Genomic DNA, 20,583 nt, shown 5'->3' on the forward strand with positions numbered 1-20,583 from the left:
GCCGAAGCGGATGCCATGGGGGCGCCAATCCCTAAAGATTGCCGCCCCCATGGTGATCAGTCGTGGTGCTTGACGGTCAAGTCGCCACCGGCGATCAGGCTATTGATCGCGGCGGAACCCGAGCCCCAACTGGCGCCATCCACTTTGATCGTGACATCAGCCGTGCCGCCACTGGTGCCGGTGAACGACCCGGTGCTGCTCACGCTCAGCGTCGAGTTGCCCGACGCATCCGTGGTCAACCTCAGGTAGCTCGACAAGTTGGTGTCGTTATTGCCTTGCAGCAGGTCGGACAGGTCCAGCTTGTCGCCTTCACCGTGTTTGAAGTCAGTGATGCGATCAAAGCCACCGTTGGTGTTGGTGTCGCCTTTGAGCCACACAAAGGTATCGGCACCCGCGCCGCCGGTGAGGATGTCGTTGCCCTTGCCGCCCACCAGGATGTCATTGCCTGCGCCGCCGGAGAGCGTGTCGTTACCGCCCTGGCCGAACAGGATGTCATCGCCGGCGTTGCCGATCAGGGTGTCGCCGCCATCGTTGGTGCCGTAGATGTTCGACGCGTTGGCCAAAGCACCGACGTCCTGCACATGCTCAGTGATGTACTGATGCAAGGTGCGGTCGTCGATCTGATCGACCGTGGTCGCCAGCTTCTCGGCAGCGAATGCCTTGAGTGCCGCGCTGCCTTCCTGGCCTTTGTAGCTGATCAGGTCGCCGAAGATGATGTCGTTGCCCGAACCGCCGGAAACGTTGTCGGCACCGGTATCGGCGGTGTGGCCGGTAATGGTGTCCGCCAGCTTCGCGGTGTCGATCGTGCTGACCGTTTTGTCGGTATCGAAGTACTTCTGCAACATGTCCTTGTCGACGCTGTTGCCCAGGCCGATGGCCTGAACCTCAACCCCGCCCTTGACCGCAGTGATCAACGCCGCGTAAGCGTCTTTGGCCGCTTCCAACGGATAGTCGTAGTAGTAGCTGCTGTTGCCGACAGCCCCCGCCACGTCGAAACCACCGCGGCCGTCGGACACGACATAACCTTCAAAGGTCTTGGTGCCGGACGAGTTGTACGAATAGACCTTGCCTTCGCTGTCAACGATGACCTGGGTCTTGCCGTAGATCGTTGCGGTGACCTCAGTGGACTGGCCCAGGGTGTAGTTTTTGCTATTGACCTTGCTGTCGAAGTAAACCGTATCGCCGTAGCGGCTGGTCGCGCCAAGAGTGGGGTTGTTGTACGTGTAGTTGTAGACGTTCGGCGCACCGTCGGTAATGAAGTACGTCAGGTTCTTCGCACTGGCGTTGCTGGTCGCTTCAGAGCTCTTGAACCAGGCCGTCGCAGTGTTGAAGGCGTCCTGGTAGTTGGTCACGTCAGTCGAGTTGGAGCTCATGTTGTTCAACACAGCCTGCAACGCATCCTTGGCAGCCGCCTGGTCAGCCAGGTTGACCGACACTTGCGATTCGACCTTGGTATCGAAGTCCACCAGCAACACTTTCACCACACCCGAACCGGTCAACTTGGCGTTGGCGATCAGGGTATCGAAGATGGTCGACAACTGGGACTTGATCGAGGTCATCGCGCTCGAGCCGATACTGCCCGAGGTGTCAACGATGAACGCGATGTTGTAGTTGGTGCCCGGGGTGGTGATGCCACCTTTGTCGCCAATCACGATGTTGTGGGTCGAGGTGGAGCCCAGGTCGATGGTATCCACCGCAGCGCCGCCTTCCGTAACAGGGGTGTAGACCTGAGGTTTGACCGTGATGGTGGTCGTTGCCGCCAACGAACTCAGGCTGTTGCCACCCTCATTGTCAGTCACCGCGACATCAATGGTGCGGTCGCCCAGCGTCGGGTACTTGCTGGTGCTGGAGTACTGGAACGACTCAAGCAGCGTCTTGTAGGTCGCCGCATCCGCCACGCCCGACAGGGTCAGCACGATCTTGCCGCTGACGTCAGTCCCGACGCTGGTCACGGTGATGCCTTTGTAGGTACCACCCACCGCTACCAGACTGGAGCTCAGCACATCGCCCGAACTGGCGTTTTTCAGGGTGATGGTCGCACTTTGCATCTGCGTGCTGTCGACGTCGCCAATGGCCACGCTGCCGGTAATCGCCACACCCGTGGTGCTGCGTTCGGTGTACGCGGTGTTGTAGCCGGTAGCGACAGCACCGTCAGCCGTGCTCAGGTCCAGGGTTGGGGCATCGTTGACCGCAGTGATCACGATGCTCACTTTGCCGGTCGTCACCGCCGAAGCGCCAGTGCTCAGCTCCGTGGCCGTGGCTTTCACGGTGAGGTCGAAGCTGGCGGTCGAATCCTTGAGCGGCGTAACGGTCAGGGTTTTCAGGTTCCAGGTGCTGACATCGTAGAGCGTGCCGCTGCCGTTCGACGTGATGCTGTGCCCAGTGTTGCCGTCGGTAATCACGGTGCCGGCTGGCAAGCCGCTGATTTCCACCTTGTGCGACTCCGAGCCGTCGTTGTCGACAAACGTGGTAGTGATCGGGCTGACCTTGATCGCGGTGTCTTCCAGACCACGGTTGTAGACGTAGCCAGTGTAATAACCTTCGCCGTTGACGATATGGCTATCGCCGAGCACCGCACCGGCGGCTTTCAACGCGTCCACGCTGGTGTAGGTCTGCAGGCCGCTGTTGCCCAGGGACATCGACACGCCGTTGTTGATCGACACATTGACGTCGTAGTTGCCCGCGCCTGCCTGGTTGTAGTGGTAGATATCCAGGGTGTAGTAGCCCGACTCGGTCGGGGTGTAGCTCGACCCGGTAATCGCGCTGCCCTTGCTCCACGTCTCGGTGGCAACCAACTTGCCGCCCACGGTGATTGCCAGGCTGTCGTCGGCCGTACCAGTGAAGGTGTAGCTCTTGCCGGCTTCCAGGTAAATCAAGCCGGAGACTTTGGTCGCGGTACCGTCTGCCACATTGCTGTTGCTGACGCTGCTGGTCACGCCCGTGGTGACGGCGCTGGCAGCGGTCTTGGCGTCGATCACACGGATCAGATCGCTGGAATTGACCACACCGTTACCGTTGGTCCCCAGATCAGTGCGCAGAGTGCCGCCAGTCCAGGTTTGAATGACCAAGCCTGTAGGAACAGCGCCGAACGCGCCAACCGTCACAACCGGCACATCCGCCACCGGGTGGATATCCACGGTGATGACCTTGGTGTCGCTGTAGGAATTGCCGTCGGTAGCCTGGAATTGCAGCTGGGTGTAATCGGTCTGCTTGTTGCCCACACCTGTGCCCACGAAGGTGTTGTCACCCGATTCGTTGGCTGCCGGGGTGTAACGCACGTTGTGGCCGTCGAAGTCCGCCTGGCTGAACGACTTACCGGCAGAGGTATCGGTTTTCAGATCAGTCGCGCTGAGTTTGACCCACGCGCCGTTGGAGTAGTACTCGATGGAACCGGCAGGCAGGCTGGTGAACACCACTTTCGGGTTTGTGGAGTCCTCATCGCTGACGCCGAAGGTCGCCCAGGTCAATTCGATCGGGGTGTCTTCGTCGCCCTGGATGTAGCCGTTGCTGGCGATCGGAGTGTCGTCGACCAACGTCACGGTCGGCTGACCAGTGCTGTGTGAGTTGGCGCCGTCAGCGTCAGTGACGGTCAGGTCAATCTTCGGCAACTGATGACCGGAGTTGACGTAGTCCGCGCCCTTCTGCGTCAGCACAACGTTGGTACCGGACAGGGTGTAGTAGCCGTCCGCGTTGGTGCCAGTGGTGAAGGTGACTTTCAGGCTGGCAGTAGGCGTTTCTTCGTCGGTAGCAACGAAGCTACCGGCGACGGTGCCGACTTTGGCGCTGTTCTCAACAATGGTGGTAGCAGCCACGGTGATAACCGGGATGTCGTTGACCAAAGTAACGACCGGCTGAGCATCGCTGTGCGAAGTGGCGTTGTCGGCGTCGGTGACGGTCAGGTCAATTTTCGGCAGTTGATTACCGGCGTTGACGAAGTCCGCGCCCTTCTGCGTCAGCACAACATTAGTGCCAGACAGGGTGTAGTAACCCTGAGTATTGGTGCCGGTGGTGAAATCAACTTTCAGGCTGGCAGTAGGCGTTTCTTCGTCGGTAGCAACGAAGCTACCGGCGACGGTGCCGACTTTGGCGCTGTTCTCCACGATGGTAGTCGCAGCCACGGTGATAACCGGGATGTCGTTGACCAAAGTAACGACCGGCTGAGCATCGCTGTGCGAAGTGGCGTTGTCGGCGTCGGTGACGGTCAGGTCAATTTTCGGCAGTTGATTACCGGCGTTGACGAAGTCCGCGCCCTTCTGCGTCAGCACAACATTAGTGCCAGACAGGGTGTAGTAACCCTGAGTATTGGTGCCGGTGGTGAAATCAACTTTCAGGCTGGCAGTAGGCGTTTCTTCGTCGGTAGCAACGAAGCTACCGGCGACGGTGCCGACTTTGGCGCTGTTCTCCACGATGGTAGTCGCAGCCACGGTGATAACCGGGATGTCGTTGACCAAAGTAACGACCGGCTGAGCATCGCTGTGCGAAGTGGCGTTGTCGGCGTCGGTGACGGTCAGGTCAATTTTCGGCAGTTGATTACCGGCGTTGACGAAGTCCGCGCCCTTCTGCGTCAGCACCACGTTAGTGCCAGACAGGGTGTAGTAACCCTGAGTATTGGTGCCGGTGGTGAAATCAACTTTCAGGCTGGCCGTCGGGGTTTCTTCGTCAGTTGCTACGAAGCTACCGGCGATAGTGCCGACTTTGGCGCTGTTCTCAATAATGGTGGTCGCAGCCACGGTGATAACCGGGATGTCGTTGACCAAAGTAACGACCGGCTGAGCATCGCTGTGCGAAGTGGCGTTGTCGGCGTCGGTGACGGTCAGGTCAATTTTCGGCAACTGGTTGCCGGCGTTGACGAAATCAGCACCCTTCTGCGTCAGCACCACGTTGGTACCGGACAGGGTGTAGTAACCCTGAGTATTGGTGCCGGTGGTGAAATCAACTTTCAGGCTGGCCGTCGGGGTTTCTTCGTCAGTTGCTACGAAGCTACCGGCGATGGTGCCGACTTTGGCGCTGTTCTCCACGATGGTAGTCGCAGCCACGGTGATAACCGGGATGTCGTTTACCAAAGTAACGACCGGCTGAGCATCGCTGTGCGAAGTGGCGTTGTCGGCGTCGGTGACGGTCAGGTCAATTTTCGGCAACTGGTTGCCGGCGTTGACGAAGTCCGCACCCTTCTGCGTCAGCACCACGTTGGTACCGGACAGGGTGTAGTAACCCTGAGTATTGGTGCCGGTGGTGAAATCAACTTTCAGGCTGGCCGTCGGGGTTTCTTCGTCAGTTGCTACGAAGCTACCGGCGATGGTGCCGACTTTGGCGCTGTTCTCCACGATGGTAGTCGCAGCCACGGTGATAACCGGGATGTCGTTTACCAAAGTAACGACCGGCTGAGCATCGCTGTGCGAAGTGGCGTTGTCGGCGTCGGTGACGGTCAGGTCAATTTTCGGCAACTGGTTGCCGGCGTTGACGAAGTCCGCACCCTTCTGCGTCAGCACCACGTTGGTACCGGACAGGGTGTAGTAACCCTGAGTATTGGTGCCGGTGGTGAAATCAACTTTCAGGCTGGCCGTCGGGGTTTCTTCGTCAGTTGCTACGAAGCTACCGGCGATGGTGCCGACTTTGGCGCTGTTCTCAACAATGGTGGTAGCAGCCACGGTGATAACCGGGATGTCGTTGACCAAAGTAACGACCGGCTGAGCGTCGCTGTGCGAAGTGGCGTTGTCAGCATCGGTGACGGTCAGGTCAATTTTCGGCAACTGGTTGCCGGCGTTGACGAAATCAGCACCCTTCTGCGTCAGCACAACATTAGTGCCAGACAGGGTGTAGTAGCCGTCCGCGTTGGTGCCGGTGGTGAAGGTGACTTTCAGGCTGGCAGTAGGCGTTTCTTCGTCGGTAGCAACGAAGCTACCGGCGACGGTGCCGACTTTGGCGCTGTTCTCCACGATAGTGGTGGCAGCCACGGTGATAACCGGGATGTCGTTGACCAAAGTAACGACCGGCTGAGCATCGCTGTGCGAAGTAGCGTTGTCGGCGTCGGTGACGGTCAGGTCAATTTTCGGCAGTTGATTACCGGCGTTGACGAAGTCCGCACCCTTCTGCGTCAGCACAACGTTGGTACCGGACAGGGTGTAGTAACCCTGAGTATTGGTGACGGTGGTGAAATCAACTTTCAGGCTGGCAGTAGGCGTTTCTTCGTCGGTAGCAACGAAGCTACCGGCGACGGTGCCGACTTTGGCGCTGTTCTCGACAATGGTGGTAGCAGCCACGGTGATAACCGGGATGTCGTTGACCAAAGTAACGACCGGCTGAGCATCGCTGTGCGAAGTGGCGTTGTCAGCATCGGTGACGGTCAGGTCAATTTTCGGCAGTTGATTACCGGCGTTGACGAAGTCCGCGCCCTTCTGCGTCAGCACAACGTTGGTACCGGACAGGGTGTAGTAACCCTGAGTATTGGTGCCGGTGGTGAAGGTGACTTTCAGGCTGGCAGTAGGCGTTTCTTCGTCGGTAGCAACGAAGCTACCGGCGATGGTGCCGACTTTGGCGCTGTTCTCAACAATGGTGGTCGCAGCCACGGTGATAACCGGGATGTCGTTGACCAAAGTAACGACCGGCTGAGCATCGCTATGCGAAGTGGCGTTGTCGGCGTCGGTGACGGTCAGGTCAATTTTCGGCAACTGGTTGCCGGCGTTGACGAAGTCCGCGCCCTTCTGCGTCAGCACAACGTTGGTACCGGACAGGGTGTAGTAACCCTGAGTATTGGTGCCGGTGGTGAAATCAACTTTCAGGCTGGCCGTCGGGGTTTCTTCGTCAGTTGCTACGAAGCTACCGGCGATAGTGCCGACTTTGGCGCTGTTCTCCACGATGGTAGTCGCAGCCACGGTGATAACCGGGATGTCGTTGACCAGGGTGACATCTGGAGTAGCGGCGGCAGTTGCGCTGCCTTTGTCAGCATCAGTCACGGTCAGATCGAACGCTGGCAGTTTATTGCCCGCATTAACGAAGTCAGCACCGGCCTGAGTCAGGACAACGTTGTTGCCAACGATGGCGTAGTAACCGTCCTTATTGCTGTCGCCAGTGAAGGTGACTTTCAAATCGGCAACTGGGGTTTCTTCGTCACCCACGGTGAACGAGCCCGCCACAGTGTCTTTGCTGACAGCGTCTTCAACCAATGGATTGGCGGTTACTTCGATGGTCGGCAGGTCGTTGACCAGCGTCACGTCCGGAGTAGCGGCGGCAGTTGCGCTGCCTTTGTCAGCATCAGTCACGGTCAGATCGAACGCTGGCAATTTGTTGCCCGCGTTAACGAAGTCAGCACCGGCCTGAGTCAGGACAACGTTGTTGCCAACGATGGCGTAGTAACCGTCTTTATTGCTGTCGCCGGTGAAGGTGACTTTCAAATCGGCAACTGGGGTTTCTTCGTCACCCACGGTGAACGAGCCCGCCACGGTGTCTTTGCTGACAGCGTCTTCAACCAACGGATTGGCGGTTACTTCGATGGTCGGCAGGTCGTTGACCAGCGTCACATCCGGAGTAGCGGCGGCGGTTGCGCTGCCTTTGTCAGCATCAGTCACGGTCAGATCGAACGCTGGCAATTTGTTGCCTGCATTGACGAAGTCAGCACCGGCCTGAGTCAGGACAACGTTGTTGCCAACGATGGCGTAGTAACCGTCTTTATTGCTGTCACCGGTGAAGGTGACCACCAGGTTTGCAACCGGGGTTTCTTCGTCACCCACGGTGAACGAACCCGCCACAGTGTCTTTGCTGACAGCGTCTTCAACCAGCGGATTGGCGGTTACTTCGATGGTCGGCAGGTCGTTGACCAGCGTCACATCCGGAGTAGCGGCGGCGGTTGCGCTGCCCTTATCGGCATCAGTCACAGTCAGGTCAAACGCTGGGAGTTTGTTCCCTGCGTTGACGAAGTCAGCACCGGCCTGAGTCAGGACAACGTTGTTGCCAACGATGGCGTAGTAACCGTCTTTATTGCTGTCACCGGTGAAGGTGACTTTCAAATCGGCAACTGGGGTTTCTTCGTCACCCACGGTGAACGAGCCCGCCACGGTGTCTTTGCTGACAGCGTCTTCAACCAACGGATTGGCGGTTACTTCGATGGTCGGCAGGTCGTTGACCAGCGTCACGTCCGGAGTAGCGGCGGCAGTTGCGCTGCCTTTGTCAGCGTCAGTCACGGTCAGATCGAACGCTGGCAATTTGTTGCCCGCGTTAACGAAGTCCGCACCGGCCTGAGTCAGGACAACGTTGTTGCCAACGATGGCGTAGTAACCGTCTTTATTGCTGTCGCCGGTGAAGGTGACCACCAGGTTTGCAACTGGGGTTTCCTCGTCACCCACGGTGAACGAACCCGCCACGGTGTCTTTGCTGACAGCGTCTTCAACCAACGGATTGGCGGTTACTTCGATGGTCGGCAGGTCGTTGACCAGCGTCACGTCCGGAGTAGCGGCGGCAGTCGCGCTGCCTTTGTCAGCATCAGTCACAGTCAGGTCGAACGCTGGCAATTTGTTGCCCGCGTTAACGAAGTCAGCACCGGCCTGAGTCAAGACAACGTTGTTGCCAACGATGGCGTAGTAACCGTCTTTATTGCTGTCGCCGGTGAAGGTGACCACCAGGTTTGCAACTGGGGTTTCTTCGTCACCCACGGTGAACGAGCCCGCAACAGTGTCTTTGCTGACAGCGTCTTCAACCAACGGATTGGCGGTTACTTCGATGGTCGGCAGGTCGTTGACCAGCGTCACGTCCGGAGTAGCGGCGGCAGTCGCGCTGCCTTTGTCAGCATCAGTCACAGTCAGGTCGAACGCTGGCAATTTGTTGCCCGCGTTAACGAAGTCAGCACCGGCCTGAGTCAAGACAACGTTGTTGCCAACGATGGCGTAGTAACCGTCTTTATTGCTGTCGCCGGTGAAGGTGACCACCAGGTTTGCAACTGGGGTTTCTTCGTCACCCACGGTGAACGAGCCCGCAACAGTGTCTTTGCTGACAGCGTCTTCAACCAACGGATTGGCGGTTACTTCGATGGTCGGCAGGTCGTTGACCAGCGTCACGTCCGGAGTAGCGGCGGCAGTTGCGCTGCCTTTGTCGGCATCAGTCACAGTCAGGTCAAACGCTGGGAGTTTGTTCCCTGCGTTGACGAAGTCAGCACCGGCCTGAGTCAGGACAACGTTGTTGCCAACGATGGCGTAGTAACCGTCTTTATTGCTGTCGCCGGTGAAGGTAACCACCAGGTTTGCAACTGGGGTTTCTTCGTCACCCACGGTGAACGAACCCGCCACAGTGTCTTTGCTGACAGCGTCTTCAACCAACGGATTGGCGGTTACTTCGATGGTCGGCAGGTCGTTGACCAGCGTCACGTCCGGAGTAGCGGCGGCGGTTGCGCTGCCCTTATCGGCATCAGTCACAGTCAGGTCAAACGCTGGGAGTTTGTTCCCTGCATTGACGAAGTCAGCACCGGCCTGAGTCAGGACAACGTTGTTGCCAACGATGGCGTAGTAACCGTCTTTATTGCTGTCACCGGTGAAGGTGACTTTCAAATCGGCAACTGGAGTTTCTTCGTCACCCACGGTGAACGAGCCCGCCACAGTGTCTTTGCTGACAGCGTCTTCAACCAACGGATTGGCGGTTACTTCGATGGTCGGCAGGTCGTTAACCAGCGTCACATCCGGCGTTGCAGCATCGTGCGAGCTGCCCTTATCGGCATCCGTCACGGTCAAGTCAATCGCAGGCAGTTTGTTACCCGCGTTGACGAAGTTCGCGCCCGCCAGGGTCAACACCACGGCGTTGCCAAGGAGGGTGTAGTAGCCATCTTTGTTGCTGTCGCCGGTGAAGGTCACTTTCAGATCGGCAATCGGGGTCTCAACGTCGCTGACGGTAAAGGTACCGGCAACGGTGCCTTCGGCCACGGAGCCTTCCACCAGAGGGTTCGCTACGACATCAATCACCGGCAGGTCGTTGACCGCAATCACGTTGATCGGCAGCGTAATCGACTCGGACTTAGGCGCCGCATCACCATCCTGCGCAGTGGCGGTGACGGTGAGGTTCACCAGGCCATTGGCGTTTGGTACCGGGTTGTAGACCAGCGTGCCCTTGTTCCAGGTGCTGATATCGATGCTTTGCACGTCAGCCGTGGCCGTGAAGCTGTGGCCCGGCGTGCCGTCGGAAATGGTCGCGCCTTCTGGAATACCGCTGATTTCCAGCTTCAGCGTCTCGGAGCCGTCTTTGTCGGTCGCATAAGCGTCAATCGCGGACAACTTGATCGCGTGGTCTTCCAGGCCAGTGTTCAGCACCTGGGTAACGCTGATGTTGTCCAGCACGCCGCCAAGCGAGTTGTTGGTATCGCCGGCCGGGGCCTTGAATTCGAGTTTGGCATCGCCGTCAGCGGTGACCGGCACGGTGAAGGTGTAGGTCTTCATGCCAACGACAGTGGTGTCCAGGGTGCCGACTTTGACGCCGCCCCAGAACACGTCGATCACCGAGCTGTTCTCAGCGCCCGCACGCGGCGAGTAGTCGACCGAGATGGTGTACGCGGTGCCGCCTTCCGCCTTGATGATGGTGTACAGGCTGGCGTCGTCGCCGGCGTTTTTCTCCAGCTCGATGACCTGGCTATTGCCTGGGGTCTCTACGCCGTAAATGCTGCTTTGGCCGATTTCCACCTTGCCGTCAGCGTTGCCGGTCTGCCATTGGGTATTCGGATTGGTGCCGGCTGCGTTATTGGCATCGCCAACCGCGACGACGCTCCAGGAGCCGCCGATGGGGGCGCTGTCGAAGTTGATCGCGCTGACAACGCCGCCACCGAGCAGGCCCAGGTGCGGGGTATCGGTAACCGGGGCGATTGTCACTGGGGCAGTGGTTTCGACGCTGGCTTTACCAGCATTGTCGACCGCGGTGAAGGTGAGCGCGGTATTGCCGCTCCAGTCCGCGGTTGGGGAGAAGTAAACCGACGCCTTGCCGTCAGCGCCCGCTGGCACCGAATCACCGACCTTGAGTTCGGTGGTCAGGCTGGCGTCGCTATACAGCTTGCCGTTTTCCGGCAAGGTGGTGATGACGAACTGGGCAACGGAACCGTCCACATCGGCGCCACTCAGTACGATGGTGGCCGCGTGGTCTTCGTCCGCGCCCGCCGAGGTGGCGGTTGCTGTCGGTGCATCGTTGAATAGCTCGACGGTGACCTTGCCGGTGGCGCTGCTGGTTTCCGGTGGCTCACGGTCAAGGTTGCCGCCACCGATATCGGTGACGTCGATGGTTACTGTGCGATCAGTGCCAACCGGATTGTTGCCCGGGGCCTGGAAGGTAATCGCTTCAACCAGCTTGGTGAAGTCGGCCGCGCTGTTGCCGGCTGGCGAGTTGCTGGTCAGGGTGTAGACGATCTTGCCATCGGCGGCGCTGCCGCTTTCGGTGATGGTGATACCCGCAACAGCGAGGGCCTTGAGCACGTCGGCGTTGCTGAGCAGGTCGCCGGACACCAGGTGATCAACGGTGACCACTACCTTGCTGAAGGTTTTGTTGTCGACGTCGGTGATGCTCAGGTTTTCGACCAGCGCCACCGCACCTTTCTGCTCGACAAACTTAGTGCTGTCGAAACTGATAACCGGCGCATCGTTAACCGGTACCACGTAGATCACGGAAGTCACAGGCGCGGAGTCCGCCTGGCCGTCGTTCACGGTGATGGTCAGGTTACGGTTGGCCGGGCTTGGGTCTTCGCTTTCGCTGGCGAAGTGCACCGAGCGTAGGACTTCCTGGTACTCAGCCTTGGTCGCTTCACCGGACAGGGTCAGTACGCCGGTGTCCTTGTCATAGCTGACGGTGATTTTGGTGTTGCTGACATCGGCAATCAGCACGTCATCGGCCAAGTGGTTGACCAGCGTGACCTTGGCGCTTTGCAAGGTGCTGTTGTCGACGTCGGTGATGGTCAGGTTCGCCGCGACGTAGCCGCCGGGTTTGCCCTCGATGTAGGTGTCGCCGAACGCGTTGGTCGAACCATTGCCCAGTACCGGCGCGTCGTTGACCGCAGTGACCACGACGCTGATCTTGCCGGTCGAGACTTCTTCAACACCGGTGCTCAACTCTTTGGCGGTGGCCTTCACGGTCAAGTCGAAACTGGCCGTAGAGTCCTTGAACGGCGTAACCGTCAGGGTGCTCAGGTTCCAGGTGCTCACGTCGTACAGCGTGTTTGCGCCGGTTGAGATGATGCTATGGCCGGTAGTGCCGTCGGTGAGCACGGAGCCTTCCGGCAAGCCGCTGATTTCCACCTTGTGGGATTCCGAGCCGTCGGTGTCGACAAAAGTGGCGGTGATCGGCGCGATCTTAATCGCGGTGTCTTCCAGACCGTGGTTGTAGACGTTGCCGGTGTAATAGCCTTCGCCATTCACAACGTGGCTGTCGCCCAGGACCATGCCTGCGGCTTCCAACGCGGCCGCACTGGTGTAGGTCTGCAGGCCACTGTTGCCCAGGGACACCGACGAACCGTTGTTGATCGACACATTGACGTCGTAGTTGCCCGGGCCGTTCTGGTTGTAGTGGTAGATGTCGAGGGTGTAGTAACCCGACTCGGTCGGCGTGTAGGACGACCCGTTGATACCGCTGCCCTGGCTCCAGGTTTCGGAAGCGACCAGCTTGCCGCCCACGGTGATAGCCAGACTGTCGTCGGCCGAGCCGGTGAAGGTGTAGCTCTTGCCAGCTTCCAGGTAAACCAGACCGGACACTTTGGTCGCGGTGCCTTCGGCCACATTGCCGTTGCTTACATTGCTGGTCACGCCCGTGGAGGCGGCGCTGTCAGCGGTTTGGGCGTTGATCACTTTGATCAGGGTGCTGGACTGGGTGACGCCTTGGCCGTTAGTGCCCAACTCGCCCGGCAGGTTGCTGCCGGTCCAGGTTTGAATGGTCAGACCGGTTGGCACTTGGCCGACGGTCAGCACCGGCACATCCGTCACCGGGTGAATATCCACAGTGATGGTTTTGGTATCGCTGTAGGAGTTGCCGTCGGTGGCTTGGAACTTCAGCTCGGTGTAATCACCTTGCTTGTTGCCCACGCCGGTGTTGCCGAAGCTGTTGTCGCCCGACTCGTTGTCTGCCGGGGTGTAACGCACGTTGTGGGCATCGAAGTCAGCCTGAGTGAAGGCCTTGCCCGCCGAGGTGTCAGTTTTCAGATCAGCCGTGGTGAGCTTGACCCACTCACCGTCGACTTTGTATTCGATGGAGCCGGCCGGCAGGCTGGTGAACACCACTGCCGGGCTCGTGGAATCTTCGTCCTGCACACCGAAAGTCGCCCAAGTGAGCTCGATCGAGGTGTCTTCGTTGCCCTCGATGCGGCCGTCGACGGCGGTTGGGGTGTCATCGACCAGCGTGACTGCCGGCTGGCCGGTGTTGTGGGAATTGAGGCCTTCAGGGTCGGTGACGGTCAGGTCGATTTTTGGCAACTGATTACCGGCATTGACGAAATCGGCGCCTTTTTGGGTCAGCACGACATTGTTGCCGGAGAGGCTGTAGTAGCCGTCAGCGTTGGTGCCAGCGGTGAAGCTGATGGTCAGGCTTTCACGCGGAGATTCTTCGTCACGCGCGTTGAAGGTACCGGCGACGGTGCCAACTTCGGCGGTGTTTTCGACGATGGTAGTCGGCGTGATGTCGATCAGCGGTACATCGTTGACCAGGGTTACGGTCGGCTGGCCAGTGCCGGTGGAGTTCAGGCCTTCAACGTCGGTGACGGTCAGGTCGATCTTCGGCAGTTGGTTACCAGCGTTAACGAAGTCGGCGCCTTTTTCGGTCAGGACCACGTTGTTGCCGGAGATAGCGTAGTAACCGTCAGCGTTGGTGCCAGCGGTGAAGCTGATGTTCAGGTTTTCGCGTGGGGTTTCTTCGTCTTTCGCGACGAAGGTACCAGCGACGGTGCCTGCTTCAGCGGTGTTTTCAACGATGGTAGTCGGCGTGACAGCAATCACTGGGACGTCGTTAACCAAGGTCACGGTCGGTTGACCGGTGCCAGTGGAGTTCAGGCCTTCAACGTCAGTAACGGTCAGGTCGATCTTCGGCAACTGGTTGCCGGCATTAACGAAGTCAGCGCCTTTTTCGGTCAGCACCACGTTGTTGCCGGAGATGGCGTAGTAGCCGTCAGCGTTGGTGCCAGCGGTGAAGCTGATGTTCAGGTTTTCGCGTGGGGTTTCTTCGTCTTTAGCGACGAAGGTACCGGCGATAGTGCCTGCTTCAGCGGTGTTCTCGACGATGGTGGTCGGAGTGACAGCAATCACCGGAACATCGTTAACCAGCGTTACGGTCGGTTGACCGGTACCGGTGGAATTCAGGCCTTCAACGTCGGTGACGGTCAGGTCGATCTTCGGCAGCTGGTTGCCGGCGTTAACGAAGTCAGCGCCTTTTTCGGTCAGGACCACGTTGTTGCCGGAGATGGCGTAGTAGCCATCTGCGTTGGTGCCAGCGGTGAAGCTGATGTTCAGGTTTTCGCGTGGTGTTTCTTCGTCTTTGGCGACGAAGGTACCAGCAACGGTGCCTGCTTCAGCGGTGTTCTCGATGATGGTGGTCGGCGTGACAGCAATTACTGGGACATCGTTAACCAGGGTCACGGTCGGTTGACCAGTGCCGGTGGAGTTCAGGCCTTCAACATCGGTAACGGTCAGGTCGATCTTCGGCAGTTGGTTGCCCGCGTTAACGAAGTCAGCACCTTTTTCAGTCAGCACAACGTTGTTGCCGGAGATGGCGTAGTAGCCGTCAGCGTTGGTGCCAGCGGTGAAGCTGATGTTCAGGTTTTCGCGTGGTGTTTCTTCGTCTTTGGCGACGAAGGTACCAGCAACGGTGCCTGCTTCAGCGGTGTTCTCGATGATGGTGGTCGGCGTGACAGCAATTACTGGGACGTCGTTAACCAGGGTCACGGTCGGTTGACCAGTGCCGGTGGAGTTCAGGCCTTCAACATCGGTAACGGTCAGGTCGATCTTCGGCAGTTGGTTGCCCGCGTTAACGAAGTCAGCACCTTTTTCGGTCAGGACTACGTTGTTGCCGGAGATGGCGTAGTAACCGTCAGCGTTGGTGCCAGCGGTGAAGCTGATGGTCAGGTTTTCGCGTGGGGTTTCTTCGTCTTTCGCGACGAAGGTACCGGCGACGGTGCCTGCTTCAGCAGTGTTCTCGACGATGGTGGTCGGCGTGACAGCAATTACTGGGACGTCGTTAACCAGGGTCACGGTCGGTTGACCAGTGCCGGTGGAATTCAGGCCTTCAACGTCAGTAACGGTCAGGTCGATCTTCGGCAGTTGGTTACCAGCGTTAACGAAGTCGGCGCCTTTTTCGGTCAGGACTACGTTGTTGCCAGAGATGGCGTAGTAGCCGTCAGCGTTGGTGCCTGCGGTGAAGCTGATGTTCAGGTTTTCGCGTGGGGTTTCTTCGTCTTTGGCAACGAAGGTACCGGCGACAGTGCCTGCTTCGGCAGTGTTTTCAACGATGGTGGTTGGCGTGACAGCAATTACTGGTACGTCGTTGACCAGGGTCACGGTCGGTTGACCGGTGCCAGTGGAATTCAGGCCTTCAACGTCGGTGACGGTGAGGTCGATCTCCGGCAGTTGGTTACCAGCGTTAACGAAGTCCGCGCCTTTTTCGGTCAGCACGACGTTGTTGCCGGAGATGGCGTAGTAGCCATCTGCGTTGGTGCCAGCGGTGAAGCTGATGTTCAGGTTTTCGCGCGGGGTTTCTTCGTCTTTCGCGACGAAGGTACCGGCGATAGTGCCTGCTTCGGCAGTGTTCTCGACGATGGTGGTCGGAGTGACAGCAATCACCGGAACATCGTTAACCAGCGTTACGGTCGGTTGACCAGTGCCGGTGGAATTCAGGCCTTCAACATCGGTAACGGTCAGGTCGATTTTCGGCAGTTGGTTACCAGCGTTAACGAAGTCAGCACCTTTTTCGGTCAGGACCACGTTGTTGCCGGAGATAGCGTAGTAACCATCTGCGTTGGTGCCAGCAGTGAAGCTGATGGTCAAACCATCGCGTGGTGTTTCTTCATCTTTCGCGACGAAAGTACCGGCGACAGTGCCTGCTTCGGCAGTGTTCTCGACGATGGTGGTCGGCGTGACAGCAATTACCGGAACATCGTTAACCAGGGTCACGGTCGGTTGACCAGTGCCTGTGGAATTCAGGCCTTCAACGTCGGTAACGGTCAGGTCGATCTTCGGCAGCTGGTTGCCCGCGTTAACGAAGTCCGCGCCTTTTTCGGTCAGGACCACGTTGTTGCCGGAGATAGCGTAGTAACCGTCAGCGTTGGTGCCAGCGGTGAAGCTGATGTTCAGGTTTTCGCGCGGGGTTTCTTCGTCTTTGGCAACGAAGGTACCGGCGACGGTGCCTGCTTCAGCGGTGTTCTCGATGATGGTGGTCGGCGTGACAGCAATTACCGGAACGTCGTTAACCAGGGTCACGGTCGGTTGACCGGTACCGGTGGAATTCAGCCCTTCAACGTCGGTAACGGTCAGGTCGATCTTCGGCAGCTGGTTGCCAGCGTTAACGAAGTCGGCGCCTTTTTCAGTCAGGACTACGTTGTTGCCGGAGATGGCGTAGTAGCCGTCAGCGTTGGTGCCAGCGGTGAAGCTGATGTTCAGGTTTTCGCGCGGGGTTTCTTCGTCTTTGGCAACGAAGGTACCGGCGACGGTGCCTGCTTCGGCAGTGTTTTCAACGATGGTGGTCGGCGTGACAGCAATCACCGGAACATCGTTAACCAGCGTTACGGTCGGTTGACCAGTGCCGGTGGAATTCAGGCCTTCAACGTCAGTAACGGTCAGGTCGATCTTCGGCAGCTGGTTGCCAGCGTTAACGAAGTCGGCGCCTTTTTCGGTCAGCACGACGTTGTTGCCGGAGATGGCGTAGTAGCCGTCAGCGTTGGTGCCTGCGGTGAAGCTGATGGTCAAACCATCGCGCGGGGTTTCTTCGTCTTTGGCAACGAAGGTACCGGCGACAGTGCCTGCTTCAGCAGTGTTCTCGACGATGGTGGTCGGCGTGACAGCAATTACTGGGACGTCGTTGACCAGGGTCACGGTCGGTTGACCGGTGCCAGTGGAATTCAGACCTTCAACGTCGGTAACGGTCAGGTCGATCTTCGGCAGCTGGTTGCCAGCGTTAACGAAGTCAGCACCTTTTTCAGTCAGCACGACGTTGTTGCCGGAGATGGCGTAGTAACCATCTGCGTTGGTGCCTGCGGTGAAGCTGATGTTCAGGTTTTCGCGCGGGGTTTCTTCGTCTTTCGCGACGAAGGTACCGGCGACGGTGCCTGCTTCAGCGGTGTTCTCGACGATGGTAGTCGGCGTGACAGCAATCACCGGAACGTCGTTAACCAGGGTCACGGTCGGTTGACCGGTGCCAGTGGAGTTCAGGCCTTCAACGTCAGTAACGGTGAGGTCGATCTTCGGCAGCTGGTTGCCGGCGTTAACGAAATCGGCGCCTTTTTCAGTCAGCACGACGTTGTTGCCGGAGATGGCGTAGTAGCCGTCAGCGTTGGTGCCAGCGGTGAAGCTGATGTTCAGGTTCTCGCGTGGGGTTTCTTCGTCTTTAGCGACGAAGGTACCGGCGACGGTGCCTGCTTCAGCAGTGTTCTCGACGATGGTGGTCGGCGTGACAGCAATTACTGGGACGTCGTTAACCAAGGTCACGGTCGGTTGACCGGTACCGGTGGAATTCAGGCCTTCAACGTCAGTAACGGTCAGGTCGATCTTCGGCAGCTGGTTACCAGCGTTAACGAAGTCGGCGCCTTTTTCGGTCAGGACCACGTTGTTGCCGGAGATAGCGTAGTAACCATCTGCGTTGGTGCCAGCAGTGAAGCTGATGGTCAAACCATCGCGTGGTGTTTCTTCGTCTTTCGCGACGAAGGTACCGGCGACGGTGCCTGCTTCGGCGGTGTTCTCGACGATGGTGGTCGGCGTGACAGCAATTACTGGGACGTCGTTAACCAGCGTCACGGTCGGTTGACCGGTGCCAGTGGAGTTCAGGCCTTCAACGTCGGTGACGGTGAGGTCGATCTTCGGCAGCTGGTTGCCAGCGTTAACGAAGTCAGCACCTTTTTCGGTCAGGACTACGTTGTTGCCGGAGATAGCGTAGTAACCGTCAGCGTTGGTGCCTGCGGTGAAGCTGATGGTCAAACCATCGCGCGGAGTCTCTTCGTCTTTGGCGACGAAGGTACCGGCGACAGTGCCTGCTTCAGCGGTGTTCTCGACGATGGTAGTCGGCGTGACAGCAATCACCGGAACATCGTTAACCAGCGTTACGGTCGGTTGACCGGTGCCGGTTGAATTCAGGCCTTCAGGGTCAGTGACGGTCAGGTCGATCTTCGGCAGCTGGTTACCCGCGTTAACGAAGTCGGCGCCTTTTTCAGTCAGCACGACGTTGTTACCGGAGATGGCGTAGTAGCCGTCAGCGTTGGTGCCAGCGGTGAAGCTGATGGTCAAACCATCGCGCGGGGTTTCTTCGTCTTTGGCAACGAAGGTACCAGCGACGGTGCCCGCCGCCGCCGTTTCTTCAACAATGGTGTTAGCCGTGATTTCAATCACGGGCACATCGTTGACCAGGGTAACGGTCGGCTGGCCAGCAGCGTTGGAGTTGAGGCCTTCGGGATCGGTAACCGTCAGGTCGATCTTCGGCAGTTGATTGCCGGCGTTGACGTAGTCCGCGCCCTTCTGCGTCAGCACAACGGTGTTGTCGACGATGGCGTAGTAGCCATCCTTGTTGTTGTCACCCGTAAACGTGACGGTCAGTTGGCCAGCCGGTGTTTCTGCATCGCTGATAACAAACGTGCCCGCCACACTGCCCGCGACTGCGGTGTTTTCGACCAGGGTCGTGCCCGTCACGTCGATCAGCGGCGCATCGTTGACCGGTGTGATTGTGATCGTCAGCGTGCTGCTGGAACCGGTGTTGGTGGTGTATTCGATCTGCGGCACTTCGCCGCTGTAATCCTTGACCGGGGTAAACACGTATGCGCCATCAGCACCGATGGTGATGGAACCAATGCCTTGGATGTCAGCAGTCTGGCCGGCGTTGTAGGTCGTGTTGCCCACTTTGAAGGTAGCGACAGCCAACTGATTATCGATGTCGCTGTCGTTGCTCAGCACATTGCCGGTCGCGACGCTATCTTCGACGATAGTGTTGGTATCGGCGACCAACACGCTTGGATCATCAACAGCGACCACAGTGGAAGTGGCCGGCTCAGGATTGATTGCAAGGTTTTCGTAGTTACCGCCAGTCGCTTCGGTGATCGTGACGCTGACGGCCAGGTTCTTGCCATCAGCCAGGTTGGCAGGCGTATCGGCAGTGACCGTGCCGGTGGTTTTACCGGCCTCAATGGTGATGGTCAGGTCGTTGGACAGTTTGATCACAACGTCGGTCTGCGCTGCGTTGGTCACCGTCGCGGTGTAGACAATCTGGCCGCCTTCATTCACCGACGGGGTCGCGGTCAGGGTGACGGTGGTGGTGTCGATGGTGTCAGCGATCTGCGTGACTGCTGGCGCCGGGTCGGTGGTGATGATCAGGTTGCCGCCACCGGAGGTGCCGGCGATGGTGGCGGAGATCGACGAGGCGTCCAGGTAAGGCGTGTCATTACCGGCGAAAGTGACGTTCAGCACGCCCGAGGTCTGGCCCGCGGCGATCACAACGGAGAGGCCGTTGGACAAGGTGACGGTCAGGTCGCTGGTCGGTGCCTGGGTGATGAATACGGTGTAAACGACTACGCCACCGGCTTCGGTGATGCTCGGCGTGGCGGTCAGGGTAATGGTGACGTTGCGCGGATCTACGCCGTTGTTGTCGGCACCGGTTTGGGTCGTGCCTACGGCGTCACCGGCATTCAAGCCGGTCGTTGGGTAACCAATGGTGGGGTCAACCACGCCTGCTGTGGCTTCCAGCACAACAAAACTGTGACCGCCACCCGCAGTGCCGTCTGCGCCTGCGGAGGTCGGGCCGGCAGCGGTGGCTTCGAGGTCTTGGGTAGGGTCAGCGCCGGCAGCGATGGCTTGCTGCAGTTCGGCAACGGACGGTGCAGCTTGAGCAGTCGCAGCACTGAGGTCGGTGACCGAGTCAGGAGCGTTCGCGCTCCACTGAGTGTCGCGACCCAGGTCGATGACGCGGCCGTCGGCCAGTTCCAGCGACACGGCACCCGAAGCACCGGTATCGACCTGCTCCCCTGCAAACAGGCGATCCCCTTCTACAAGCAGGCGGCGAATCCCTTCCGGGGAAACTGCGAACACTTGACCGACAATGCTTTTGACGACCGCAACGCTGCTCATAAAAGACTCTCCGTGTATTACCGTCAGGGGGTATCCATCAAGGTGACCGGCCGTCTCATGGGTGCCGATTCAATAGCTGGAGTACGTAGTTTCTAAGTAAGAAATTTGGCGTCAATATTTTGTTGTTCCGTCAGGAGAATTACTTTTCCGTCAAGGTATTGACCTATTGGGCGTCATCCTAAACAATCCGCCCGGTAATGTCACATTGATATTTAAACGGCCTCGCGACTTTCTGTTTGCGCCCTCCGGCGCCCTAGAAAAACGGGCATTTCGAGTTGCCACTCCAATGCAATATTCCAAGTTTGTTGCGGTTTTTCAGGCAACCAATCCCCGG

At 58.5% G+C, this 20,583-nt stretch carries 1 protein-coding gene; it reads right to left on the reverse strand.

Annotated elements, in window-relative coordinates; translation table 11 throughout:
* Positions 1 to 56: 56 nt before the first annotated feature.
* Positions 57 to 20,249 (reverse strand): retention module-containing protein, encoded by a 20,193-nt coding sequence (locus AB4N82_RS08360; RefSeq protein WP_460104789.1) that lies wholly within the window; start codon positions 20,247 to 20,249, stop codon positions 57 to 59.
* Positions 20,250 to 20,583: the final 334 nt, after the last annotated feature.

This window comes from Pseudomonas sp. H1_D04 (assembly GCF_054683855.1).